Annotated in this window: 25 protein-coding genes; 7 read left to right on the top strand and 18 right to left on the bottom strand. The window is 30.4% G+C overall.

Annotated features, from left to right (window positions below; genetic code table 11):
* Window positions 1-300: 300 nt before the first annotated feature.
* The 9 genes from drt3b to nhaC form a co-directional block, all read right to left on the bottom strand.
* Entirely contained in the window at window positions 301-2,538 is a 2,238-nt protein-coding gene (gene drt3b / locus FUA26_RS06685) for an antiviral reverse transcriptase Drt3b (protein ID WP_147133374.1), read from the bottom strand.
* Window positions 2,538-4,037 carry an antiviral reverse transcriptase Drt3a gene (drt3a, locus tag FUA26_RS06680; protein ID WP_147133371.1) on the bottom strand — a complete coding sequence of 500 codons (1,500 nt, stop codon included), beginning with the start codon at window positions 4,035-4,037 and terminating at the stop codon, window positions 2,538-2,540. The genes drt3b and drt3a overlap by 1 nt, the downstream gene beginning before the upstream one ends.
* Window positions 4,038-4,204: 167 nt before the next feature.
* Window positions 4,205-5,065 carry an SDR family oxidoreductase gene (locus tag FUA26_RS06675; RefSeq protein ID WP_147133368.1) on the bottom strand — a complete coding sequence of 287 codons (861 nt, stop codon included), beginning with the start codon at window positions 5,063-5,065 and terminating at the stop codon, window positions 4,205-4,207.
* A gap of 51 nt (window positions 5,066-5,116) precedes the next feature.
* On the bottom strand, window positions 5,117-5,668 hold the full coding sequence (locus tag FUA26_RS06670; RefSeq protein WP_147133365.1) for a TetR/AcrR family transcriptional regulator: 552 nt from the start codon (window positions 5,666-5,668) through the stop codon (window positions 5,117-5,119).
* Window positions 5,669-6,336: 668 nt separating this feature from the next.
* Complete coding sequence (locus tag FUA26_RS06660) at window positions 6,337-6,594, bottom strand: DUF6952 family protein (protein ID WP_147133359.1); 258 nt, start codon at window positions 6,592-6,594, stop codon at window positions 6,337-6,339.
* A gap of 65 nt (window positions 6,595-6,659) precedes the next feature.
* Window positions 6,660-6,968: a thioredoxin family protein gene (locus FUA26_RS06655; RefSeq protein ID WP_147133356.1), complete on the bottom strand. Its 309-nt coding sequence runs from the start codon at window positions 6,966-6,968 to the stop codon at window positions 6,660-6,662.
* Window positions 6,969-7,024: 56 nt separating this feature from the next.
* On the bottom strand, window positions 7,025-7,663 hold the full coding sequence (locus FUA26_RS06650; protein ID WP_147133353.1) for a peroxiredoxin: 639 nt from the start codon (window positions 7,661-7,663) through the stop codon (window positions 7,025-7,027).
* A gap of 159 nt (window positions 7,664-7,822) precedes the next feature.
* Entirely contained in the window at window positions 7,823-8,692 is an 870-nt protein-coding gene (locus FUA26_RS06645; RefSeq protein ID WP_147133350.1) for a cupin-like domain-containing protein, read from the bottom strand.
* A gap of 101 nt (window positions 8,693-8,793) precedes the next feature.
* Window positions 8,794-10,287 carry a Na+/H+ antiporter NhaC gene (gene nhaC, locus FUA26_RS06640; RefSeq protein ID WP_147133347.1) on the bottom strand — a complete coding sequence of 498 codons (1,494 nt, stop codon included), beginning with the start codon at window positions 10,285-10,287 and terminating at the stop codon, window positions 8,794-8,796.
* 112 nt (window positions 10,288-10,399) lie between these two features.
* On the opposite strand from nhaC, the gene FUA26_RS15695 reads away from it, so the two are divergent.
* A complete protein-coding gene (locus tag FUA26_RS15695; RefSeq protein WP_186826875.1) occupies window positions 10,400-10,552 on the top strand; it encodes a hypothetical protein in 153 nt (50 codons plus the stop codon).
* 299 nt (window positions 10,553-10,851) lie between these two features.
* Here the strand turns inward: FUA26_RS15695 and FUA26_RS06635 are convergent, their stop codons facing one another.
* On the bottom strand, window positions 10,852-12,051 hold the full coding sequence (locus FUA26_RS06635) for an aminotransferase class I/II-fold pyridoxal phosphate-dependent enzyme (protein ID WP_147133343.1): 1,200 nt from the start codon (window positions 12,049-12,051) through the stop codon (window positions 10,852-10,854).
* A gap of 156 nt (window positions 12,052-12,207) precedes the next feature.
* Here FUA26_RS06635 and FUA26_RS06630 point away from each other — a divergent pair, with 156 nt between their 5' ends.
* From FUA26_RS06630 to FUA26_RS06610, 5 genes are all read left to right on the top strand, one after another.
* Window positions 12,208-12,666, top strand: a complete 459-nt coding sequence (locus tag FUA26_RS06630; RefSeq protein ID WP_147133341.1) for an Lrp/AsnC family transcriptional regulator — start codon at window positions 12,208-12,210, stop codon at window positions 12,664-12,666.
* Between the two features lie 3 nt (window positions 12,667-12,669).
* Complete coding sequence (locus FUA26_RS06625; RefSeq protein ID WP_147133338.1) at window positions 12,670-13,296, top strand: CPBP family intramembrane glutamic endopeptidase; 627 nt, start codon at window positions 12,670-12,672, stop codon at window positions 13,294-13,296.
* A 91-nt stretch (window positions 13,297-13,387) separates the two neighbouring features.
* Window positions 13,388-13,900, top strand: coding sequence for a hypothetical protein (locus tag FUA26_RS06620; RefSeq protein WP_147133336.1), 513 nt, complete (start codon window positions 13,388-13,390; stop codon window positions 13,898-13,900).
* A 6-nt stretch (window positions 13,901-13,906) separates the two neighbouring features.
* Window positions 13,907-14,623 carry a hypothetical protein gene (locus FUA26_RS06615; protein WP_147133333.1) on the top strand — a complete coding sequence of 239 codons (717 nt, stop codon included), beginning with the start codon at window positions 13,907-13,909 and terminating at the stop codon, window positions 14,621-14,623.
* 30 nt (window positions 14,624-14,653) lie between these two features.
* Window positions 14,654-15,463 (top strand): sensor histidine kinase, encoded by an 810-nt coding sequence (locus tag FUA26_RS06610; protein WP_246109093.1) that lies wholly within the window; start codon window positions 14,654-14,656, stop codon window positions 15,461-15,463.
* 185 nt (window positions 15,464-15,648) lie between these two features.
* Here the strand turns inward: FUA26_RS06610 and FUA26_RS06605 are convergent, their stop codons facing one another.
* From FUA26_RS06605 to FUA26_RS06580, 6 genes are all read right to left on the bottom strand, one after another.
* Complete coding sequence (locus tag FUA26_RS06605) at window positions 15,649-16,074, bottom strand: DUF5946 family protein (protein WP_262712122.1); 426 nt, start codon at window positions 16,072-16,074, stop codon at window positions 15,649-15,651.
* 66 nt (window positions 16,075-16,140) lie between these two features.
* The gene (locus FUA26_RS06600; protein WP_147133328.1) at window positions 16,141-17,520 is read right to left on the bottom strand and encodes an aldehyde dehydrogenase; all 1,380 of its coding nucleotides are present in this window, start codon (window positions 17,518-17,520) and stop codon (window positions 16,141-16,143) included.
* 27 nt (window positions 17,521-17,547) lie between these two features.
* Window positions 17,548-18,249, bottom strand: a complete 702-nt coding sequence (locus tag FUA26_RS06595; protein ID WP_147133325.1) for an RluA family pseudouridine synthase — start codon at window positions 18,247-18,249, stop codon at window positions 17,548-17,550.
* Between the two features lie 55 nt (window positions 18,250-18,304).
* Window positions 18,305-19,123, bottom strand: a complete 819-nt coding sequence (gene panB / locus FUA26_RS06590) for a 3-methyl-2-oxobutanoate hydroxymethyltransferase (protein WP_147133322.1) — start codon at window positions 19,121-19,123, stop codon at window positions 18,305-18,307.
* Window positions 19,124-19,201: 78 nt separating this feature from the next.
* Window positions 19,202-20,623: an L-serine ammonia-lyase gene (locus FUA26_RS06585; RefSeq protein ID WP_147133319.1), complete on the bottom strand. Its 1,422-nt coding sequence runs from the start codon at window positions 20,621-20,623 to the stop codon at window positions 19,202-19,204.
* An 81-nt stretch (window positions 20,624-20,704) separates the two neighbouring features.
* Window positions 20,705-21,319: a dual specificity protein phosphatase family protein gene (locus tag FUA26_RS06580; RefSeq protein WP_147133317.1), complete on the bottom strand. Its 615-nt coding sequence runs from the start codon at window positions 21,317-21,319 to the stop codon at window positions 20,705-20,707.
* 258 nt (window positions 21,320-21,577) lie between these two features.
* Between FUA26_RS06580 and dnaK the strand changes: the two genes are divergently transcribed.
* The gene (gene dnaK / locus FUA26_RS06575) at window positions 21,578-23,488 is read left to right on the top strand and encodes a molecular chaperone DnaK (RefSeq protein WP_147133314.1); all 1,911 of its coding nucleotides are present in this window, start codon (window positions 21,578-21,580) and stop codon (window positions 23,486-23,488) included.
* Between the two features lie 129 nt (window positions 23,489-23,617).
* Here the strand turns inward: dnaK and FUA26_RS06570 are convergent, their stop codons facing one another.
* Entirely contained in the window at window positions 23,618-24,634 is a 1,017-nt protein-coding gene (locus tag FUA26_RS06570) for a cytochrome d ubiquinol oxidase subunit II (RefSeq protein WP_147133311.1), read from the bottom strand.
* Between the two features lie 2 nt (window positions 24,635-24,636).
* Window positions 24,637-25,944, bottom strand: a complete 1,308-nt coding sequence (locus FUA26_RS06565; protein ID WP_147133308.1) for a cytochrome ubiquinol oxidase subunit I — start codon at window positions 25,942-25,944, stop codon at window positions 24,637-24,639.
* Window positions 25,945-26,012 lie beyond the last annotated feature (68 nt).

Genomic DNA, 26,012 nt, shown 5'->3' with positions numbered 1-26,012 from the left:
TTACACAGACTAGTTGCTGTTAAATTTAATGCCTTAAACGGATAAACAGTGGAAACTGTAAATTGTATTTTTACTGATGTTTATGAAATTTTTACAAAAAACCTGAGGATTTAAATTTAAGGGCTTTGGTTTTAAAGTATATTGGGGTAACATTTTATAAAAAAAAGGTAGCAAAATCTCCCGCTACCTTTTTGTTTTTGACCTCTTTTACCAAGGACTGTTGCCTCTGCAAGTGTGTGAAAATAATTATATCTAACATAAACGTTTGATATAACCTGAAGATTGGCATTGGCATTATTGTTAAGAGTAAACTTCTTGACTCTTTTTATTTTCTAATTCTTTCGCTAAGTTAAACCTTTCCCATTTAGTAAACCAATATTTATGATTTTTATGAAATTTATGTAATTTTTTAGAGTCAGAAATTGTCTTTTTTATTTGTGAAAATTTATTATCATCGCGATAATAAATTAAGAGTTTTGTTTTTATTCTAAATTCTAAATATGGACAAGCTAATAAGTCAAGTATTAAATGTGCCATTTCCGAAGATTTACCTCTTTTTTCATTTGGGTATTCTCTTATATAATTGAAAGTATAAGCTATTAAAGCTTCTTTTACCTTTTTATATTTTTGAGAATGTCCTATGTAATAGAACAATACAACAATTGAAAAATAATTTAACGTATTATTTTTAATTGTAATTTTTTCCGAATTGTTTTCTTCAGAAGCGTTTAAGAATTTTATCAATATTTCTTCAGGTAATCTATATTCTTTTCCTAAATCTCTTAATAGCGTAAGTAGATAAAGAGATTCTACTTGTGCATATTCATTTAGAGCGTTTTTCTTTAATATAAAACTAGACTCATCAAGTATTTTTTTGAATACACGTTCTCTGTTGTTTTGACTAATTTTATACTGTTTAGTCGTTTTATTTTTTTCTTTAAAAAGTAGTATTATTTTTGAAAGAATAAGACTCACTTTAATTGTTGAGTTTACTCTTGGGGAAACTGAATAAATAAAGAAAATAAAATCAATTACACCTTCAATATGGGAAGTAAACAAACTTTCCGTTTTTCTAAGTTTTAACAAATCAGATTTAGAGAACTCCTTTTCGTCATTATCTTCAAGATATTTAAAATATATTTTTTCAAAAGAAATTAAGTTTTTTTCAATTTTACTTGAAAGAAGAGCTAAGCTATAATTTAAAACATCTTTATAATCAACTTGAGATTCTTTTATGATTATTTTGTAACGTGTTGCTAATTTATTGGGATTGAATGATAATTCAAATTTATGATTCAGTAAAGAAACTTCATCATCTGCATCATCTTTATCTTTCTTGTCTACTTCCTTTTCTTCTATTTCCGTTATTTTAAATTTAGGATTTTCAGAAAATAAATCAATAATTTTATTTTTAGCAATTGTTATTTCAGTTATAATTGGTTTGTTATATTCTTCTGTTTTAGAATTATTAATTGATAATTTATATTTTTTTAATTCGTGTTTAAGTAGTTTTAATATTTCGTCTTTTAAAACACTATCATCACAGAACAGAAAATAATCATCAACATAACGATACATTTCGTAGTCTACTTTAAGTAAATAATTATTTTCTTTTAATTTTTTCTCTATTGTTATATCTATTTTTTGTAAAATAATCTCCGCAAATATTCTAGAAAATTCTGGACCAATTAAAATACTGTTAGTTTCACCATAATTAGTATTTTGAATAAATCTATCAAATTTTCCTGAAAATGAATTTTCAGAAAACTTAAAATTTTCTTTAACAACTTCTAGACCTAATACAGCCCAAGATATTGAATGGGTATAAATACTATCAAAACATTTAGAAATGTCAAATTTAAATAAATGATTATATTTTTTTTCAGCTCTTTGATATCTGTAATCTTCAAAAAACTGATAAATATTGGTGTATTTACTGTAAGAAAAAAAAGTCTTTAAATTTTCATATTCTTTACCACTCAATTCTAAAAAATCAGACGAATCACCTTTGTTAGACTGATGAAGTTTATCATTAAAAAAAGTAAATTTAGCTACACCATCAGGTCTTCTTATGCTGTAGTTACTTAATGAACAAGAATATATGATTGATTCTTTAAATTGTTCATAGAAATTAACTAGTAATAGTTGATTCATTGGATGAATCAAAGCAAGTTCTCTAAAATCTTTTTCCTTATGACTAATTTTATAAGTAAAAGGAATTTTTCTAGTATTTACATTATTAGTATTTGTTGAAAATAATACCTTCAAAATTATTTCTAATGCCTCAAGGTTCTCTCCTTTTAATTTTGATTTATGTTTAATTAACCCATTTGAATTTTTTAAACTTAGGTTAGGAAAATCCGATTGAACTATACCTTTTATATTAAATTTTGAAGATGGTATAAGCTCTATTTCATTATTAACCAAAAATCTGTAGAAATATCTATTAGAAAAAGTAATAGGAATTTCATAAGGAAGAACATCAGAAAGTATCGCTCGTTCTTTTGGATATTTTATATGTTTTTTCTTTTTACTCATTACTTCCAAATAGATTTAATTACTTCAAATTTGTTTGTTATTCTTTTGAATTTTTTTGAATAAAAAGAAGATTCTTCCTTTGAGTTAAAATTAAAAGTATAGAAGAATTTTTCTTTGTTTTTAAAACCTTTTTTAAAATCATAGTTACTTAAGATATGATCAATTAGTTTTTCTTTAAAATTGTTGTTTTCATTATGAATTATGACAGGAGGAGAAAGATTATTAATTATTCTACTTAATTCAGAATTGAGGAAATCTAAACTTTCAAAGTTGTTGTAATTTAATTCTAACATTCTATTAGAATAAAACACACCTGATTTTATATTTTTCTTATTGTTATTTAAGTGAAAATTTCCGGTAAGGAACTTTATTCTTTCAAGCATAATTTTGCGAGCCCTCTTTTCATTATATTTTGAATCATTATTATACGTTTCAACTAAAGCTTCTAATCGATTAATATATTTCTCTTTGATTTTATTATCGCTTATTTCAAAGGTTAAATCTGTTTTACATTTCTTAGGGAAATGCTTTAAAATGAATTTATAACCTAAGTATTTAAATTCTTCAGAGATTGGATCATTATTCTCCTTATTTTCAAATAGGGGTATTTCTTTAGTTTTACTCTCTTCTCCATCAGATCCATCTTTTAACTCCAATAAATTTTCATTCACAATTCTTTTAATTTCGCTTAAATAATCTCTTTTCTTTGATTCGGTTTTTGGGCAAATAATTACAATAATATCATCAACATAACGAGCATAATAAATTACATCCTCTAATGTTTTAATTTCTTTATCTATATCTCGCATATATAATTCAGATAGATATGCGCTAATACCAATTCCTCTCGGTACACCTTTTCCTAAAGGTATTTTAGTTTTGTCTTTTTTATCTTCAAACTCATAAAAAAGCCTTTTAATCAATTTTTTAGAAAATGGTGAAAGCAACGTATTATTCTCTATTTTTTTAAAGAGTTTATCTTGAGGAATGGACTCGTAAAATGATTTTATATCAGTCTTTATAATTACTTTAGGAAATCCATCGGAAGCAATATTAAAAATTTGCTTTATAATTTTATTTCTATCCGCTTGAATAACTTTAAAAGTCTTGTAGATATTTCGTTGGAGTTGTTTTATTGCATAATAGGAAGCAGCATCGTTTTCAACAGTATAAACTTCTTTTGTAGAATTATATACTATTTTGAATTGAAAAGGAGTATTTTGGTTGTTAATTACATTAGAATAATCTTCAAAAACAGATAGTCTAATTTCTTCTTTTTCATTATTAATTTTCTCTAACCTTTCAGCAAAATTGTCTAATTCTTCTTCAGTTAGAGCTCTGGTTTTCTTTAGGTTTAATTTTTCCCCTACAATATTTTTAAACTCTTGATGCTTCTTTAAATATTCTTCAGTGAAGTGGGATTTGTCAAAATTCCCTTTTCGATTTTCTTTTAAAAAGATTTTATTAAAATTACTACTTGAAAAGGATTGATCTAACATAGTGGATAGTTAATTAATAGCTCCCACGAATTTACCAAATTAAATCAAAAAATATATGCAAAAGGCTTCTTTGTTTTCGTACATTTTTTAAACAATAACAAGTTATTAAAAACAAAAAACCACCAAGCGTTTGCTAAGTGGTTTTAAAAATTCAGTTTTATAAAATGTTATAAAAAACTGTTTTTAATTTGTGCTACTAATTTTGTACCATCAGGGTCTGCTTGTGTTTTTAGTTTGCAAAAATCTTCGGCCCATTGTGAGGTACGTATGCGTAATGGTGGATTTTCGCTTTGTGCTACATTTAAAACCACTTGAGCTACTTCTAAACCAGTTTGGTACACTTGTATTTTACTTTCTTTGGCTCTTTGTTGGTTTCCTGCCATATAACGCTCAAAAATAGGAGCGTACTCGCCGGTTGCAAATTGTCCTTCTACAGCTGTTTTTTCTATTGCCGAAGCCATAAATTCTGTTGAAATTCCGCCAGGTTCTACACAAGAAATTTTAATATTAAAGGCATCGCTAACATAGGCTGCTAAACCTTCCATAAAACCTTCAACCGCAAATTTAGCACCGCAATACAACTCGTTAAATGGTTGCCCAACTAAACCACCAACCGAGGTTATACTAATTATTTGTCCCGATTTTTGTTTACGCATGTGTGGTAAAACTGCTTGTGTACAATATACCACACCAAGGTAGTTTACGTCTGTAACCCATTTAATTTCAGCTTCTGTGGCTTGCTCTGTTGTTTTTGCAAAACCAGCACCTGCATTGTTTAATAGCATATCTATTTTTCCATCGTTTTTAATAATAGTATTTACAGCTGCTTTTATAGTTTCGGTTTTTGTAACGTCTAAAGGTAATAGATGGATATCTAGACTGTGCGCTTCTATTTGTTTTTTTAAATCTACAGCTTTATCTAGGTTTCGCATGGTTGCGTACACTTTATAATTGTTTTTAGCAAATAGTATGGCGCTTTCAAAACCAACGCCTGTTGATGTTCCTGTAATTAAAATGTTTTTTTTCATAAGTTTTATTTTGTGGAGTGAATATTCATTCCAAATTAATAGTAAATTTTTTTATGCTTTTATAGCATCCCAAAGTAGGTTAATTTGATTGTTAAGCGCTGCTTTTTTAGTTTCGTTTACATTAAAATACCAGCGTAAATATGATAAAATAGAGCCACCAATAAACATAAGTAACTCATTTATGTTAATAGGCTTTATTATGCGTTGTTGTTGGCCTTTTTCTAGTAAATTATAAACTTCAGTAATAGATTTTTGTCCTTCGTTTCTAGAGCTTTCAGTAATTATTGGTGATGCTTGAAGCTGTTCCATAAATTGAAAGTAAGTAGGATGTGCAATAAAAAAGTCTATTATTGCTGCATAATAATTTTCAAACTGTGTTTTAATAGGTTTGCTAACATCAAACGTTATAAAAACGTTAGTTTCTTGTTGTTTAATATTTACATATATAGCGTTAATTAATGCCTCTTTATTAGGGAAATAATTATAAATGGTTCCCATGCCTGTGCCTGCAGCTTTTGCAATAGCAGACATTGGTGTATTGTGCACACCTTTTTCTGTTAGTAAGGTAATGGCGGCAGATAATATGGCTTCTTTTTTATTCACAAGGCAAATATATAATTTTTGGAATATTTATTCCAAATTTTTAACGAAATTTTAAAATTAAGTGTTTTATTATATTAGCTGTAATGGTAGATTCGTTCTTTAGCTTTACAAGTACCCGTTTTTAACTAATGTATTTCTATTTTATTTATTAATTAAATAATATACAAAAGCAGTAATAAATGAAATGGCTAATGTGGTGCTAAAAAACCAGAGCCATTGAAATTTTTGGGTGTTGTAAAATTGTATTGAAGATTTAATACATACTATTAAAGCTAGTAGCGCAGCCATTAAGAATATACCTGTGCTTAGGTTGAAGATATAATCGAACTTTGAGCTCCAAAAAAAATAGCTTAGTTTAATATATATCATTAAACTAGCTGTAAATGTTAATAGTATTGAAATTATTAATAGCTTTTTTGCATGCATAATGGTTGGCTTAAAGTAATACCAAAGGTAGTTGTTGTTTTAAGATTAAAAGTTCTTTTTTTAGGAATAAACTTATATGACTTATTATTTACAATAATTTTGTGCAAGCATTAACCTTTTCAATAGTTTTGTTAGCTTCATTTTTACTAGTGGATTTACAGGTTGCCTTTGGTTAATTTTAAAAATAAAAAAACCACTTTGCACAAACAAAGTGGTTTTAAATTTTTCTTTTTCTATAACTTCTATTTGTCAATAGAGCCTAAAACACGTTGCATAAAATTGTTTAATGCTTCTTTTTTAGGCGTACCGTCTTTAATCATTTTATTAACTTCAACAGCACCGTACATGTTAGAAATTAGTTCTCCAATAACATCAAGTTCTTCATCTTTTAAAGATGGTACTTCGGTTAAAGCTTCTAACGTTTCAATTGTTTCATTAACAAAATCTTCGTCGTTTTCTTCAATAAACTGCGTTAAATGTTTAATTACTGGTAACTTCATATAGATTATTATTTTGTATTTCCGCTGTAGCGAAAACTATTTTGTGTATGTATCTGTGCTTAAAACTAAATGACTTCGTCAACAAGTTCTTTTAAAACATCAAACTTATTGGTTTGTACTTGGTTTACTTTATTTCCGTTTTTAAAAGTAGCAAAGGTTGGTAAATTATCAACGGTAGCTAATTTTCTTGATTCTGGAAATTTTTCAGCATCAACAATTACAAATGATACGTTTTCATTTTCTGAAGCTAATTTTTTAAACTTTGGCTTCATAATACGGCAATTACCACACCATGTGGCAGAGTATTGCACAATTACTGTATTGTTATCTGAAACAATACTGGCTAAATTATCTTGATCTAATTCTTTTATCATAGCAACTTTTTTTAAATCAAGGTAGAAAGATATCTACCTTGATTGTGGTTATTTTTTTAGTGGCTTGCTAAGTATGATGCAACACCATCTCTATTGGCATTCATGGCATCTTTACCTTCTTCCCAGTTAGCAGGACAAACCTCTCCTTTTTCTTGTACGTGTGTTAAGGCATCAACTAATCTAATATACTCACCAACATTTCTACCTAATGGCATGTTGTTAATACTTTCGTGTTGTACTGTACCTTCTTCATCAATAATATAGGTAGCTCTGTAAGTAACGTTATCTCCTTCAACTTGCACAGTACCAGTTTCTTCATCGTATTTTTCATTAGTAATATCTAAAATACCTAAAATGCTAGAAAGGTTTCTGTTACTATCTGCAAGAATTGGGTAAGTAACGCCTTCAATACCACCGTTATCTTTAGCAGTATTTAACCACGCAAAGTGTACTTCTGGCGTATCACATGAAGCGCCAATTACAATTGTATTGCGTTTTTCAAATTCTGGTAATGCAGCCTGAAATGCGTGTAATTCTGTAGGGCATACAAAAGTAAAATCTTTTGGATACCAAAAAAGCACAACTTTCTTTTTGTTGTTTACAGCTTCTTCTAATACGTTTACTTTAAAAGTATCGCCCATTTCGTTCATGGCGTCTACGTTTAAATCAGGGAATTTTTTACCTACTAATGACATGTTTTTATATTTAAATAGTTATTAAATTTTTCACTACAAATATAAAACAGCATTAAGAATTCATTGAAAAATAAAATTTTAATTTTTTATCAATCAATAGATATTAATTATAGTTTGTTTTTTAAACGATAATTTATTCTTATTTTAAAGTGAGTTGTTTTATTTTAATTTATTGAATAAAAACTCTTTGATATTGAATATAGTACCAAAAATAACTTTGTAAATTTTTAAAGACCAAGCAACTTTAGGAATGTGTTTTTTTGCAACATCATAATTCTTGTTCAAAAAAGTATTCCAGTTATATTTATTTACATGGTCTACAGCAAAAGTAAGATTGAAATTATGAATATAAGTTGTATGCCACCAACCTGAGGGAATAAAAATAGTTTCGCCTGGTTTGAGAGTAACTTTTACAGATTTAGCATTTTTAAATTCAGGATATTTTTCATAATCAGGGTTTATAATATTTACAGGGCTTTTATTGGGAGCATCTTTATCTGGATATAAATATTTGGTTTGACTTGGAGGATACAAGATAAAGTCTTTTTCTCCTATAACTTGGGTAAGTTGTGTATGTACCCAATTATAATCAATGTGTAAATAAGGAAATGAGCAGCCATATCCGCCAAAGAAAAATTCAATTTGATTATTTCTACTAGCTATAATATTTGGCAGTAGTTTACTGAAAATACGATTAGATTTTCCGAAGAGAATTTTTGGAATTAAATCAAGATATTCTGGAAAATGCTTAGGTATATCATAGATATTTGGATAAGGAGCTTTATTGGTTGGTGTTGAATTTTGACAAAGTTCAATTATTTCTGATAAAGAATGTTTGGTACCATTTACAACTTTTGTAACATGGTTATAGTTTTTTTTAAAGTATTCAGGTGTACATTTTTCTGAAAAAACCCATTTGGCTTTATCACATATAACAACAGGAATTGATTTTTTTACAAATTTGTTGTAGAACTCTTTCTCTGATATACCAGAGCATCGTTCTATTTTATTAATCTTATAAGCATCCATAAATTTGTTAATAGCATTGATAACAAATATTGCTCAGTTAAAATTTTAAATGAAATAAAAAAGATGTACAACAAAATTATCGGTTAAGATAATAAGATTAATTACATGTTTTCTTTTGAAGTAAGTTGTTTTATTTTAATTCTGAAGGCAGCAAAAAGCAATGTCATAAACGGACTTAACCAGTTAAAAATGGCAAAAAACACATAATCTACAACCGGAACACCTAAAACCCCAGAATGGTAGGCGCCACAGGTATTCCATGGTATTAAAACCGATGTAACTGTTCCAGAATCTTCTAAAGTTCTACTTAAATTTTCAGGAGCTAAACCTTTATCTTCGTAAGCTTTTTTAAACATTTTACCTGGTACTACTAATGCTAAATATTGGTCTGAAGCTGTAAAATTTAAAGCTAAACAACTAGCAACAGTACTTGCAAATAAACCAAAAACAGACGACGCAAAACGTAGTAATGCTTCGCTTATTCTAGATAAAGCGCCAATAGCATCCATAACGCCACCAAATACCATGGCACAAATAATTAACCAAATGGTACCAAGCATACCATTCATACCACCAGAAGAAAATAAATCGTTTAACTCTGCACTAGAAGTTTCAACAGCAGTATCAACAGTTATTGCATTCATAACACCTTTATATGCCGATGTAAATGTTAAATTATCAGTTTCGGCAACAGCCATAACAATATTTGGTTGTGCAATAACGGCAGCAATACCACCAAGGAGCGTGCCTACTAAAAGTGCTACTAATGGCGGGGTTTTTTTAATAATTAAAGCAATTACAAGCACAGGTACTACAAATAGCCAAGGTGTTATATTAAAAGCCTGATTAATGGCTGTTAGTTTGTCTGTTATATCGGGTGTGCCTGTAGTATCAATACTTAAGCCAATAATAATAAATACAACTAGGGTAATAACAATGGTTGGTATAGTGGTTAAGGCCATATATTTTATGTGAGTAAATAAATCGCCTCCAGCCATGGCAGGTGCTAAATTTGTAGTATCACTTAACGGCGACATTTTATCACCAAAATAAGCACCAGAAAGTACAGCACCGGCTGTCATGCCCAAAGAAATCCCCAAGGTTTCACCTATTCCAATTAAAGCAATACCAACGGTGGCAGAGGTGGTCCAGCTACTGCCTGTTGCAACCGATATAATGGCGCAAATAACAACACACGCTGCTAAAAATATAGTAGGATTTAAAATTTGTAAACCATAATAAATCATGGTAGGTATAATGCCGCTTATTAACCATGTTCCTGCTAAAGAGCCAACCATTAAAAGTATTAAAATTGCCCCCGATGTAGATTTTAAATTTTCAGCAATTTCATCAAGCATTTGTTCATACGTTACTTTATTAAAAAAACCAACAATAGCAGCTACAGCAGCTCCTAAAAGTAAAATAAACTGGTTGCTACCGCTTAAAGCATCATCACCATAAACAAAAAAAACATTAAAGAATAGCATAATAACCAATGCAAAAACAGGTATTAAAGCTTCCCATATGCTTAGTTTTTTGTTGGTTATAATGTTTTCATCTTGTGGTTCTCTTGGTTTAATGTTTTGACTTTCCATAAATAATTTCTATATTTAGCGTGAAAGTAGTAATTTCTTTTTAATTGTTGCTTTGAAGTATAATTGCTAATTTAATTTCTTTTAAAAGAAGCCTCTCAAACACTCTCAAATTATGATTCTTTTAATAATTTCAATTACAGCCTTAGTTTTACTAGGATTTTTCTTTTACATTGATAGTTATACATCGCACATTGAAGATGATAACGATTTTGAAATTTCGCCTGATTATATTACTAGAAATAAAAAGCAAACACCGTTTAGGTAAATATTTAAGATTTTTTATTAAAGTATGTGACTTTTAGTTATTTACGTGTCTTAAATATGTAACCAATACCCTCAAACTGTATGCTTTTTTTTACTTTAAGTATGGCTTTAATTGTTTTGGTGTGCCTTTTTTTTTCTTTTGATACCACTTCTCAATTATTAAAAAAAAGGAAAAAGCATGATTTCAATACTAATGATTATTTCAACGACAAAAATTGACTACACTTTTGTTTAGTAGAAATAATAAATGGCTGAAACTGCAAGCTTCAACCATCTTTCAAAAAATTAATAATAGTAGTTTTATAAAATATTAAGGAATTCCATACAATGTTTCATCATGTTGTAGGTTCTGTCAATATCAGCATCTAAACCAATTGAAAAACGTATTAAACCATCGGTTAATCCCATTTGTTTTTGTTCTTCTTCAGGTATTTCAGATGATGTTGATGTTCCGGGAGCACTAAATAACGTTTTATAAAAGCCTAAACTTACTGCCAAATAGCCAAGGTTTTTTTGTTGCATCATTTCCATAAGTTCATTTGCTTTTTCTAAAGAGCCAACATCAATGGTTAACATACCTCCAAAGCCATATTCTTCGTTCATTTGAGATTTGAATAGTTTATGTGCAGGATGCGATTTTAATCCAGGATACACCGTTTTTAGTCCGTTGGCTTCAAATTTTTCAGCTAAAAAAAGTGCATTTTTGCTGTGTTGTTGCATTCTAATATGTAAAGTGCGCAGGTTTTTTAGTACTGATGCAGCACGCAAACTATCCATAGTACTGCCTAATAGCATTGATGCCCCATCATTTACATTTCTTAAGTCATTAATAAATGCTTGAGTACCACAAACTACACCGCCTACAGTATCACTTGCACCATTAATAAATTTTGTTAAACTATGTATTACAACGTCTGCACCTAATTTTATTGGTGAAATAGATAAAGGTGAAAATGTATTATCAACAACAAGCTTTACATTATGTTTTTTTGCTATTTCAGAGAGGGTTTTTAAATTGGCTATTTCCAATAACGGGTTACTTACAGATTCACAAAAAATAACTTTAGTGTTTTTAGTTATAGCAGCTGTAACACTTTCGGGTTTTGTAATATCAACAAAGCTTGTTTCAATATTAAATTTAGGAGCAAAATTTTTAAGAAATGCGTACGTGCCACCGTAAATAGTTCTACTAGAAATAATATGGTCTCCGGCATTGCAAAGTTGCATTAAAGTAGCTGTAATAGCACCCATGCCAGAAGCCGCAACATTGGCGGTTTCAGTGCCTTCCATTGCAGCTAAAGCTTCACCTAAATATAAATTTGAAGGCGATGAGTGTCTGGAATATAAGTAGCAGCCATCGGCATTTCCCTCAAAGGTGTCAAACATTGTTTTAGCTGAAAGAAATGTATAGGTTGATGAATCTGAAATGGAAGGATTTACGCCTCCAAATTCGCCAAAATATTGTAAATCTTGTATGTTATTTGCTGGTTTAAAACTCATGTTATTATGTTTTATTTTAAGTAAAATTGAGAATTTAAAGTCTATTTATCAATAGTATTGTGTTTTAGGTTTAAATAAATCTTAATTTTTTGTTTTATTGTGAAAAATATTCTGTATATTAATTTTAAGTTACTTTAAACCGAAAAATTTTCAACTATGGTGTTTGATACAATAGATAAAAAACTGTTAGAGCTTTTACAAGCCGATAGTAAACAAACAAACAAAGAGCTTTCAAACAAATTAAACTTATCTGTAACTGCTGTTTATGAGCGCATAAAAAAACTAGAAAGAGGCGGATTTATTAAAAGCTACGTAGCATTACTAAACAAAGAAAAAGTTGCTAAAAATTTTAGCGTGTATTGCCATGTAAAATTGATACAGCACACACAAGAATATGTGGTTAGTTTTGAAAAAGAAGTAAACCAACTAAATGAAGTTTTAGAATGTTACCATTTGAGTGGCGATTATGATTACCTACTAAAAGTTTTAGTAAGTGATATGGCTGCTTTTAGAGAATTTATGGTTAAAAAATTAACAACAATAAGGCATATTGGCAGTACACATAGTATGTTTGTAATAAATGAAGTAAAACACACTACAGCTATTAATTTTTAAATTATGAAAACGGCTATTTATAAATACATTGAATGCCTTATTATTTTTATACTAATACCAGTAAGTTTTACATGGAATTATTTACCCTTAGTTAAGTTTGCTTTAGGTGTTTTAGGCTTTGTGTATGTGATATTTGTATTACTTAAAGTAGAAGGTTTAAAATTTAAAATAGCCCAAAATTTAAATTGGAAACGTTTCATTAAACAAACGTTTATAAAGTTTTTAATAATAGCTTTTATAACTACCATTTTTGTATGGATTACTAATAAGAATGCGTTGTTTTACGTGTTACTTAATAAGCCAAAACTGTATGTGTTTATTTTATTTGTTTATACATTTTTATCGGTTTATCCACAAGAAGTAATTTATCGTACATTCTTTTTTAATCGTTATAAAAGTTTAGTTAAAAACACACAATTATTTTTATTAGTAAATGCCGTAGTTTTTGCTTTAGCACATTTACTTTTTAAAAATATATTGGTATTGGTGTTAACTTTTTTAGGAGGCTTATTGTTTTCATATACTTATAAAAAAACTAATTCTACGCTTCTGGTTTCAATAGAACATGCATTATATGGCTGTTGGTTGTTTACTGTAGGCATGGGGAGTATGTTGGGTTTTCCAGGCTAAATAAGTATAGTATATGCTACTTAATTATTTCAATATTTAAAAAAATTAGTACATTTAGCCCTTATGCTATTAACTAAAATAATTTTAATTTATGAAGAATTTTATAATACTTCTTTTGGGCTTGGTAATAGGCGCTTTACTAACATACTTTTTTTGCCCAAGAAACGCAGATAATATGAACAATAATCATATTTCAGAAAAAGCACCAAAAGACACTATTTCTGTGGCTGAAGCAACAAGTTTGTTTAAAAATTGGCAAAAAAACAATCCAACAGAGATAGATTCTTTAATAGATGTTGAAGGGCCACGTAAAATAACAACTAATGTAGCATGGTCTCTAGATGTTGTAAAAGAATATTTAGCATATGCTGAAGCTAAAGCTGATACTTTAGGGTTTAAAATGACAGGTATTACTGTTTATATGGGTAACTATGGTAAAAATTTAAACCCGAAGAAAAAAAACAGAAATACTTTATTTATAGTACCTACAGGTGTTAAAAATACATCTAAAGCTAGTAGTTTTTATAATTTTGCCCAAGACGATGGTAAATTACCAATACCACCTTTAAACAATGGAGGCGGTGGAGGAGAACCTTATCCTTAAATTTCTGTGGAAGAATTTCTTTTAAAAAATTATATTATAATTACACACTCTGTTGAAGCAATAGCTGCTTTAACTGGTGTGTTTTTATTTTCTAAATACAAGCATTTAACTATTAAATACTTTATTTTTTTTTTAATAGCCTTAACTATTTGTGATATTTTAAACTGGTATCCTTTGCTTGTTCGTTCAAAAACCTTTTTAAGTTTTCTTAAAGGCACATTGTTAGAAAAAAGTTATTGGTGGTCAACGTTATTTTGGAATATTGGGGCCATTATTTTTTTTGCTTTTTATTACAACAAAATATTAACCAATAAAAAATTTAAAAGCATACTTAAGTATAGTACAATTTTGTTTTTACTGTTTTCAGTATCTTACATCCTTTTTAACTTTAAAGCTTTTTTTAAGCAATATTTACCTTGGATAAGTATTTTAGGAGCTATTATAGTATTTCTGTGTTCCGTATTCTATTTTATAGAAACACTATTATCAGATAGAATTCTAACATTTTATAAGTCAATGAATTTTTATATTAGTGCAGCTATTTTTATATGGTGGCTTATAATAACACCTATTGTTTTTTTTGATATTTATATGTCTCATAGAGATATGGTTTATATAGGAATAAGACGATTAATTTATATTTTATCAAACATTATAATGTACAGTACCTTTACCTTCGCCTTAATATTTTGCAAACCAGAAGACAAAACTACAGAGGTTTAGTAAAACTTTGTAACTTAAAAAAATACATTTATGTGTGTTATACTTCAAACTACTGAACAATTAGCAAGTACCGCATCAGAGCGTTATTTATTAGTATATATGATTGCTGTTTTGGTAATTATAACCTCATTAGTTATTGTTTTTTTTGTGGTGTTTTTAAAACGAAAAAATAAATTACTACTTGATAAAATAGCCCAAGAACAAGCTTTTGAAAAAGAAATAGTATTGGCTCAAACCGAAACCCAAGAACAAACCCTTAAAAATATAGGTTGGGAATTGCATGACAATGTAGGGCAGTTACTATCATTTGCAAGCATGCAATTGAGTATTTTAAAAATGCAAGCAGATGAAGATTTAAGAAATAAATTTAAAGACACTAGTGATGCTTTAAGCCAAAGTTTGCATGAAGTACGCCAATTATCAAGAACGTTAAATAATGAAGTTGTTTTAAATATAGGTTTTGAAAAATCTATTGATAACGAATTAAAACGTTTAAAAAAGATGAAGTTTGCTAAAGCCGAATTAATAGTTTTAGGAGCTAAAAAGCCATTTGAAAATAGGCAACATGAAATTATTTTATTTAGAATATTACAAGAGTTTCTATCAAATTCAGTAAAATACTCAGAAGCTGAAAACCTAAATATCACATTAAATTATAAACCAGACAACCTTATTATTACTGCAAAAGATAATGGTAAAGGTTTCAATATTAATACCGTACAAAAAGGTGCAGGTTTATTAAATATGCAAAGTAGAGCAAAATTAGTAAACGCCCAATTACATTTACAAGCAGAAGTTGGTAAAGGTGTAGAGCTTACAATTAATTATCCGTTTGAATAATTTTTATAGCCTTAATTTAAGGCTAGGTAAGTTGTTAATACGGATAGTATATGAAAAGTAGGCGATTTCGAAGCTCAGAATTTTTGATTAAATATAAAGTTAGAAATTAGTTGAAATTCTTGGTTTTATAAACATCTTGTCAATTTTATAAGCATTTTTAGTAGTTAGTTTTTTTATTTTTTAGCCTATTTATTGTTGTATTTTTTAACTAATTCAATAATTGAATTTCTGTTTTCTTCATATTCTTTCCAAACTGAAAAACACCAATTTCGTATCATATTATCTCTTTCAAAACCTTGCTTAGTAGCTAACACATCTGACACGCCAATTTCTCCACGATATTTTGGGAAATCTATTTTAGGCCATTCCATTTTATTTTTAGACATTAGCGTATGAAATTCTTGCACCTTTCTTCCAGTGTAGTCCATTTCCAAATACAAATAAAGTCCAACTAGCGAAAAGATAGTTCGTATTTTCTTAGTGGTTTGATTAGCTATTTGAGCTCCATAAGCATCTACAATATGTTGATGAATGAAAGAAGAGTCCTTGTGAGTCAAGGTATAATATGATAACTGGTTAAAATTTTCTTCTTCTTCTTTTTTTAAATTCATTTTAACAGGTTAATTTTTAAATAATTGCTAACTAAGCAATATAACAATGAATACTATTTTTAAAGCCTATCCAAACCATTTAAACATAGTTTTTAATAGCTTAAATTTTTTAGAAGAGTAGGGCGCGTAACGCACCGGCGGATCTATCCAATTACCTCGTTTAACTATAGCTTTTTTGTGGGTAAAGGTATCAAAACCATGTTTTCCATGATACGCGCCAATACCACTATGCCCAACACCACCAAAAGGTAATTTATGGTTAGCTAAATGAATCAATAAATCATTAACAACACCACCACCAAATTCAAATTTAGCTAAAGTATTTTCTACAAATGTTTTGTTGTTTGAAAATATGTAAAAAGCTAATGGTTTTTCATAATGCCAAATAATGTTTTCAATGTCAGTTTCAGTTTCATAAGTTAAAATAGGAAGTATAGGTCCAAAAATTTCCTCTTTCATTAAAGGAGTATTCATGTCATTAACAGCCACTAAAGTAGGGGAGACATAGCATTTATTAATAGCAACATTTCCACCATAAAGTATGTTTGCGCCATTTAGCATGTTTGCTAACCGTTTGGTGTTTTTTTCATTAATTATTCTTGGGAAATCCTCTGAAAACTCTACATTTTCACCATAGGCATTTTTAATTTCGGTTATTAAAGCTTCTACAAAATCATTTTTAATGGCTTTATGTACAATAACATAATCTGCAGCTACACATGTTTGACCGCCATTTAAAAATTTACCCCAAACAATGCGTTTAGCAGTAAGTTTTAAATTGACGGTTTGGTCGATAATACACGGCGATTTTCCTCCCAATTCTAGGGTTACAGGTGTTAAATGTTTAGCAGCTGCTTTAGCTACAATTTTACCAACTGGTACGCTTCCTGTAAAAAAAATATAATCCCATCTTTGGGCAAGTAATTCTGTAGAAGTATCAACACCACCTTGTATTGTTTTAACAACAGTTTCAGGAAATACTTTTGTTATAATTTTTTCAATTAAGTTTGATGTGTTTATGGTAAGTTCACTAGGTTTTAAAATAACAGTATTACCAGCGGCTATGGCCATTATAAGAGGCTCTAAAGCCAGTAAAAACGGGTAGTTCCATGGGCCAATTACAAGTACGGTACCGTAGGGTTCATTGTAAATGTAATCTTTTGAAGAAAACATAAGTATTGATGCCTTAACACGTTGTGGTTTAGCCCATTTTTTTAAGTTTTTAATACTTAAATTTAATGCCGAAATAACCAAACCATATTCACTTAAAAAGCTTTCAAATTTTGGTTTTTTGAAATCATTATTCAGTGCTGTATAAATAGCATCTTCGTTAGCAATTATTTCAGCTTTTAAGGCTTTTAATAATTGTAATCTGTAAGCAACGTTTTTAGTTTGTTGCGTTTTAAAAAATGCTTTTTGGGCATTGATTATTTCAGGAATGTTCATTAAAACTTTTTCTTTAAATATAAGAAATTAGTTAGAACAAGCAGCCCAAACAGTATCATTTGGTAAAGGCGCAATTATTTGTAAGTTTTCTTTTGAAACAGGATGTTCAAATTGTATTTTTCTGGCATGTAAATGTATGCTGGCATCTTTATTACTGCGTTGTGCACCGTATTTTAAATCGCCTTTAATAATGCAACCAATATTTGAGAGCTGACACCTAATTTGATGATGTCTTCCTGTTTCTAAATTAACTTCAAGTAAGCAATAATTATCTAATTCTTTTAATAATTTATAATGAAGAATGGCCTTTTTGCTATCTTTTACTTCGGTTTTGTGGGCGTAAGATTTATTGTTTTTAGGGTTCTTTTTTAGCCAGTTAATTAGTGTGCCTTTAGGTTTTGAAGGGGCGTTATTAACTACAGCCCAATAAGTTTTTTCAATACCTTTTGAAACAAACAATTTATTTAACCGTGTTAAAGCTTTACTAGTTTTGGCAAAAATTACAATGCCTGTAGTTGGCCTATCTAAACGGTGTACAGTGCCTAAAAACACATTACCGGGTTTGTTGTATTTGTCTTTAATATAATTTTTTACAACATCACTTAAAGGGGTATCACCGGTTTTATCGCCTTGAACAATATCGCCAGCACGTTTATTTATAATGATGATGTGATTATCTTCATAAATAACTTGAAGGTTGTCTTTATTTGATAAAACTTTATTAGACACTAATTGTACAGATTATTACAAATTATAAATAAGCACCAAAAAACAATTAATAGTTTTAGTATTGTTCCTCTTCATTAGGAAAATCAACACTTTTTACATCAGCAACATATTGTTTCATAGCATTTGTCATATCTTCATATAAATTTAAATACCTACGTAAAAAACGCGGATTAAACTCATGTGTCATGCCAAGCATGTCATGCAAAACAAGAACTTGCCCATCAACGTTAGGGCCTGCACCAATACCAATTATAGGAATGCTTACGCTTTCGGCTACTTTTTTAGCAAGCGAAGCAGGTATTTTTTCTAAAACAATGGCAAAACAACCAATACGTTCAAGCATTTTGGCATCTTCAATAAGCCTTTCGGCTTCTTCTTCCTCTTTAGCTCTAACGGTATAAGTGCCAAACTTATAAATAGATTGCGGAGTTAAACCAAGATGCCCCATTACAGGAATACCAGCGTGTAAAATACGTTTAATAGATTCTTTTATTTCTTTACCACCTTCAAGTTTTACAGAATGCGCACCACTTTCTTTCATAATTCTAATGGCAGAACGTAAGGCCTCTTTAGGGTCACTTTGGTAGCTTCCAAATGGTAAATCTACAACAACTAAAGCCCTGTCAATGGCTCTAATTACTGATGATGCATGATAAATCATCTGATCTAAAGTGATAGGAAGCGTTGTTTCATGTCCTGCCATAACGTTACTAGCAGAATCTCCAACTAAAATAACATCTACACCCGCACCATCAACAATTTTTGCCATGGTATAATCATAGGCTGTTAGCATTGATATTTTTTCGTTTGAACGTTTCATATCAACTAATGATTTTACTGTAACACGCTTGTATTCTTTTTTTGCTGTAGACATTTTTTTTAGTTTAGTAATTGATTGTAAAAGTAATAAAATTAACTGTAAAGGCTTTTAAATTATGATATCTTTAGTGGCTTAGCAATCGCTTAAATGTACACCTACAGCTAAACCACCTTCGCTAGTTTCTTTGTATTTGGTATTCATATCTTTAGCGGTTTCCCACATGGTAGAAACCACTTTGTCTAGAGGTACTTTGGCATTTTCAGGGTTGGTATCTAGTGCTAATTCAGCGGCATTTATAGCTTTAATGGCACCCATGGCATTGCGCTCTATACATGGTACTTGTACGAGTCCACCAATGGGGTCGCAGGTAAGCCCTAAGTGGTGTTCCATAGCAATTTCGGCAGCTATTAAAACTTGTTCTGGTGTACCGCCTAAAAGTTCGCAAAGTGCACCGGCTGCCATGGCAGAAGATACGCCAATTTCAGCTTGACAGCCACCCATGGCGGCACTAATAGTAGCCCCTTTTTTAAAAATACTGCCAATTTCGCCAGCTACAAGAAGAAATTTTTTAATATCTTCAAAATTGCCATCGTGGTTTTCAATTACTAAATAGTACATTAAAACTGCCGGAATAACACCAGCACTACCGTTAGTTGGTGCTGTAACTACACGCCCAAGTGAGGCATTAACTTCGTTAACAGCTAAGGCAAAACAGCTTACCCATTTTATAATTTGACGGAATTTAACCTCGGTATCTCTAATGCTATAAATCCATTCAGTAGCATTTGCATAGCTTTTGTTGCCAATTAATTTATGGTGCATGTCAAAAGCCCTACGCCTTACGTTTAAACCTCCAGGTAAAACACCTTCGGTATGGCAGCCAGTATACATGCTATCTAGCATAACATTCCAAATGCGTTTTAATTGGTAATTAATTTCAGTTTCGGTTCTAATTGATTTTTCGTTTTCTAAAACAATTTCAGAAACCGACATATTTAATGTTTTGCAAAATTGAAGTAACTCCGTGCCTTTTTCAATAGGATAGGGGAATGTGCATTTTATCTCGAAGTTTTTTTTGGCGTTTTTTCGTTTCTTTTTTACCACAAAACCACCTCCAATAGAATAGTATTTTTTAGTGATTTTTTTTCCGTTTATAACTGCTGTAAAACTCATGCCATTTGCATGAAAAGGCAAAAATTCGCGGTTAAAAATAATATCAGTTTCAGGATTGAAAGCTATAGGTTTTTCAGCACCAAACAATAAAATTTTGTTTGCTTTAATAGTATTTATGGTAGCATTTATGTTTGATGTGTTTATAGTTTCAGGGTTTTCTCCGCTTAACCCAAGTATTACGGCAACATCTGTGGCATGCCCTTTTCCTGTTAAAGATAACGAACCGTATAGATTAACCGTAATTTTTTCTACTAAATGAAATTTATTAGTGCTTTTTAATTTATTTATCCATCGTTCGGCTGCACGCCAAGGCCCCAAAGTATGAGAGCTTGATGGCCCTATACCTATTTTAAGCATATCAAAAACTGAGATACATTCCATTTACTACAACGTTATAGTTTGGGCAAATATAGCGTGTTTTTTTATGTAATTTAGTATAATTACAAAAGACTTTACAAGGTGTTAAGTGGCAACTTTAAATGGTCTTTTCTTTTTAACTTTTAATTTAATTACAGTTGGTTGTTTGTCAGTGCGTTTAATGTAATTGTTTAAAAAATCACCTTTGCCTTTGCCTATAGCAAATGAACTCCATTTAGTTATAAATCTTGTATGTTTTCTTGCTTTTGTGTTGCTCCAACCTTCATATTCTATTCTGTATAATGCCGAAAATAGTTTTGCTCTTCCAACACCATGGTGGCAGTGTATTAAAACAGGATAATTATTGGGGTTATCCATAATTTTAAAAAACGATTTTAACTGCTTTTTTTTGGGTATTTGTTTTGTACCGTTGTAAAAATATGTAATGGTATCTGTTTTTTCAAGCGCTAATTTTTCGGCATTAACTTCGGTTGTAATTTCAGGATTATTTTTTAAGTCTGATGTACCAGGAAGCCTCAAATCTATAACACTTTTAATATTGTGTTCAGTTAAAAAATCAACAATTTTGTCGGGGTTAATAACGCCGCTTTTATATACTTTTCCTTTAGAAATAGTTCTAAAATTATATGTAACGTACTTATGGTAAAGCTTAGTTAAACTTAAAGTTTTTAAAAAGTTTTTGGTATGTAAACGTTTCATAAAAGCATCTGTTTTCAAATAAGCAAGTTATATGTTTTACAAAGCTTATTTTTTAAGTAAACATTAAAACAACATGCAGCAATACTATGTTAATGTTATTAAATATAAATGTGTTAACATTTCATAAAACTTAAATTTAAATATGGGTTACAATTTGTTAATATGACACTGTGTCAGTATTTTTTTGTTGGCATAAAGATTGACTAGTATAAACCGAACATAAAAAAGAACATTCAACACAATAAAGTATAAAATATTATGAGTAAAATTATTGGAATAGATTTAGGAACAACCAACTCTTGCGTTTCAGTAATGGAAGGAAATGATCCTGTAGTAATCCCAAATGCAGAAGGGAAACGTACTACACCATCTGTAATTGCATTTGTTGAAGGCGGTGAGATAAAAGTTGGTGATCCTGCAAAACGTCAAGCAGTAACAAACCCAACAAAAACCGTTTATTCTATTAAACGTTTTATGGGTAACAAATATTCTGAGTCTAAAAACGAAGCAGAACGTGTACCTTATAAAGTAGTAAAAGGTGATAATGATACACCTAGAGTTGATATTGATGGCAGATTATATACGCCACAAGAATTAAGTGCCATGATTCTTCAAAAAATGAAGAAAACGGCTGAAGACTATTTAGGGCAAGACGTAAGTAGAGCAGTAATTACAGTACCTGCGTACTTTAATGATTCTCAGCGTCAAGCAACAAAAGAAGCCGGTGAAATTGCAGGTTTAAAAGTAGAGCGTATAATTAACGAGCCTACAGCTGCAGCTTTAGCTTATGGTTTAGATAAAAAAGGATCAGACCAAAAAATAGTTGTATTTGATTTTGGTGGTGGTACGCATGACGTGTCTATTTTAGAACTAGGAGATGGTGTATTTGAAGTATTATCTACCGATGGTGATACACACTTAGGTGGTGATGATGTTGATGATAAAATTATCAATTGGTTAGCCGAAGAATTTAAAGCTGAAGAAAATATGGATTTAAGACAAGATCCTATGTCACTTCAACGCTTAAAAGAAGCTGCTGAAAAAGCAAAAATTGAGTTATCATCTTCTGAACAAACCGAAATTAATTTACCATATATTACTGCTACAGCAAGCGGACCAAAACACTTAGTACGTACATTAACACGTAGTAAATTTGAACAATTAATTGACGATTTAGTAAAACGTACAATAGAGCCTTGTCAGTCTGCTTTAAAAGCTGCCGGTTTAAGTAAAAGTGATATTGACGAAATTATTTTAGTAGGTGGTTCAACACGTATTCCTGCTGTACAAAAAGCCGTTGAAAACTTCTTTGGTAAAGCCCCAAGTAAAGGTGTAAACCCAGACGAGGTTGTGTCATTAGGAGCTGGTATTCAAGGTGGTGTATTAACAGGCGATGTTAAAGATGTATTACTTTTAGATGTAACACCATTATCACTTGGTATTGAAACTATGGGTAACGTATTTACTAAATTAATTGAAGCAAATACAACCATTCCTACCAAAAAATCGCAAGTATTCTCTACAGCTGCCGATAATCAGCCATCTGTTGAAATACACGTGTTACAAGGAGAAAGACCAATGGCTGCCGATAACAAAACTATTGGACGTTTTCACTTAGATGGTATTCCACCAGCAAGACGTGGTACACCGCAAATTGAAGTAACGTTTGATATTGACGCAAACGGTATTATTAAAGTATCTGCTGAAGATAAAGCAACAGGTAAGAAACAAGATATTAGAATTGAAGCATCTTCTGGATTAACTGAAGAAGAAATCCAAAAAATGAAAGCAGATGCTGAAGCAAATGCTGAAGCAGATGCAAAAGCAGCAGAATCTGCTAAAAAATTAAATGAAGCAGATTCTATGATTTTCCAAACGGAAAAGCAATTAGAAGAATTTGGTGATAAATTATCAGATGATAAAAAACAACCAATTCAAGCAGCTTTAGAAGAATTGAAAAAAGCATACGAAACTAAAGATTTAGCTACAATTGAACCTGCTTTAGAAAAAATGAATGAAGCGTGGAAAGTTGCTTCTGAAGAAATGTATAAAGCACAAGCTGAAGCACAACAAGCTGGTGGTGCTCAACCAGGACCTGATGCTTCTGCTGGAGGAAACACAAACGAAGGAAGCGATGTTGAAGACGTTGATTTCGAAGAAGTAAAGTAAGGACTTAATCAATGTTGAAATGTTCAATATTGATAGAATTACTTATACTGAATAAAAGCTTAAAGTTAACAGACAGAAAGCTAAATGAAAAAACGCAACTCATTGAGTTGCGTTTTTTTGTGCTAATTTCTATTCTAAAATTTTTATCATTTTAAATGATTTCATAAGGTGAAATAATCCTGGTAAAATTATAGCACCGCCTATTATAAGAGCAATACCTAATACTTTTATAACTTGGTTAGTAGCTACAGTTTCTAAAATATTTACACTGCCGTTTGTAGTTATAATTATATCAGGAAAATGCGTTACAAAAGCAGCTAATAAAATTAATATAACCTGAAGTCCTGCTAAAGCTCTGGTTATAATACGTCTTTCGTTTTTAATACTGTTTAAAAGCGGTAGTATTAATAATGCCGAAAAAACAATAAGACCTATTGCATATGGGTTTTTAAAAAAACTTAAAACAAAAACTTTTTCTTGTACAAACCCAACGGCCAATACTAAAAAGCCTAAAATTATAACTGTAATAGTGGCAATTCTAGCTTTTTTAACGTATAAACGGCGTTCTGTTTTGTTAGCTTCACCAATAAGCATAATGCTGGCTAAAAAGGCGCAAATACCTGCAAAAAAGAAACCAACAAATAATGAAAATAAATTAAACCAAGAAGCAATGTAAGCGCTGTAAAAATTGGTGTTTTCTAGGTTTGCAGTAATTTCAATATCCCCTGAAATTAAACCGCCAAAAGTTACGCCTAAAAATATAGGTGTTACAACGCTAGATACTCTAAACATCCAATCATATAAAAGTTGTGTTTTATCTTTGTAAGCATCATAATGCCTAAAAACAAAAGCTACACCTCTAAGGGTAATGCCTAGTAAAATTAAGGTAAGCGGTATGTGTAAATATACCATAAGAATATTGTAAAACCCCGGAAAACCTACCCACAGAATAACAATAACTATAATAATCCATATATGATTGGCTTCCCAAACAGGACCAATAACGCGGTAAATAGTTTTTTTAGTAAGTGTACGGTTGTGTTTTGAAGAAAACTGCTCAATAATGCCAGCACCAAAATCGGCTCCAGCTAAAAGCACATATAAAAGCAATGAAAATGCTAAAAAAAATAAAACAACGTATAGCATAATTATGAGATTTTAGAGTTGTTTAAAAACTTAATTTGCCTAAGCATTAACCATGTTACGGCTACTGTTAAAATACCGTACAACACTAAGTACATGTAAAAGCTATAAACAATACCTGGCATTGGTGTAACAGCATCTTTTGTTTTCATTACATTATGAATTATCCATGGTTGTCTGCCAACTTCGGTAACAATCCAGCCTGCTTCTAAAGCTAAAAAGCCAAGAGGCGCTAATAAAAAAAAGAGTAGCCAGTAACGTTTATTTTGCATCCAATGTGTTTTCTTCAAACTAATAAAAAATAAAATACCGGCAAACATGAGTAAGGTGCCTAAGCCAACCATGGTTTGAAATGCATAGTGTACTAAAGCTATATTTTTAGGTTTTACATCATCAGGAAAATCATTTAAACCTTTTACTTCGGCATCAAAATTACCAAAAGCTAAAAAAGATAAGGCTTTAGGTATTTCAATTTTATGGGTTACTTCGCCTTTTTCGTTATTAACAATACCGCCAATGTATAAAGGAGCACCTTTTTGAGTATGGTAATGCGCTTCCATAGCAGCTAATTTTACAGGTTGTCTTTTAGCAATGTCTTTAGCAGATAAATCGCCACTTAAGGGCTGTAAAATAGCAGCAATTGCGCCAAAAGTAATAGCTATTTTAAAAGCTTTTGTATGAAGTTCTACGTGTCGTTTTTTATAAATTTGAAAGGCATGAATGCCAGCAACAGCAAAACCTGTGGCTGTAAATGCAGCTAAAGTCATGTGTAAGGCTTGTGTAAACCAAGCATCGTTTAATAAGGCTTTTATGGGGTTTATGTTGGTGAATTCTCCATTAATATAATCAAAACCAGAGGGTGCATTCATCCAACCGTTTGCAGATACCACTAAAATACCAGAAGCAACACCCGCAATACCAACAATAACACCTGTAAACCAGTGAAATTTTTCGGGCAGTTTATTCCAGCCATATAAATAAAAACCAAGGGCAATGGCTTCAACAAAAAAGGCTGCACCTTCAAGTGAAAATGGCATACCAATAATTGGTCCAGCATATTTCATAAATTCGGGCCAAAGTAAGCCTAACTCAAAAGATAAGGCGGTACCCGATACTGCGCCAGTAACAAAAAAAATGGCAACACCTTTTTGCCATGATTTTGTAAGCGTTAAATAAATAGGGTTTTTGGTGTTTAACCACTTTTTATGAGCTACAACCATAAAAAATGGCATAACCATACCAATACAAGCAAACACAATATGAAAAATAAGTGTGAATGCCATTTGCAGTCTTGCTGCATCTAAATTATCCATAATAGCACCGTTTTTTTGAAGTACTACAAAGATACCTTTATGGCATGAAAATAGCTAGTTTAAAAGCG

It is taken from the genome of Seonamhaeicola algicola (genome assembly GCF_007997385.1).
Classification (GTDB): Bacteria; Bacteroidota; Bacteroidia; order Flavobacteriales; family Flavobacteriaceae; genus Seonamhaeicola; species Seonamhaeicola algicola.
Note: the sequence above shows the minus strand (reverse complement) of the source record. Positions and strands in the feature narration are given on the sequence as shown.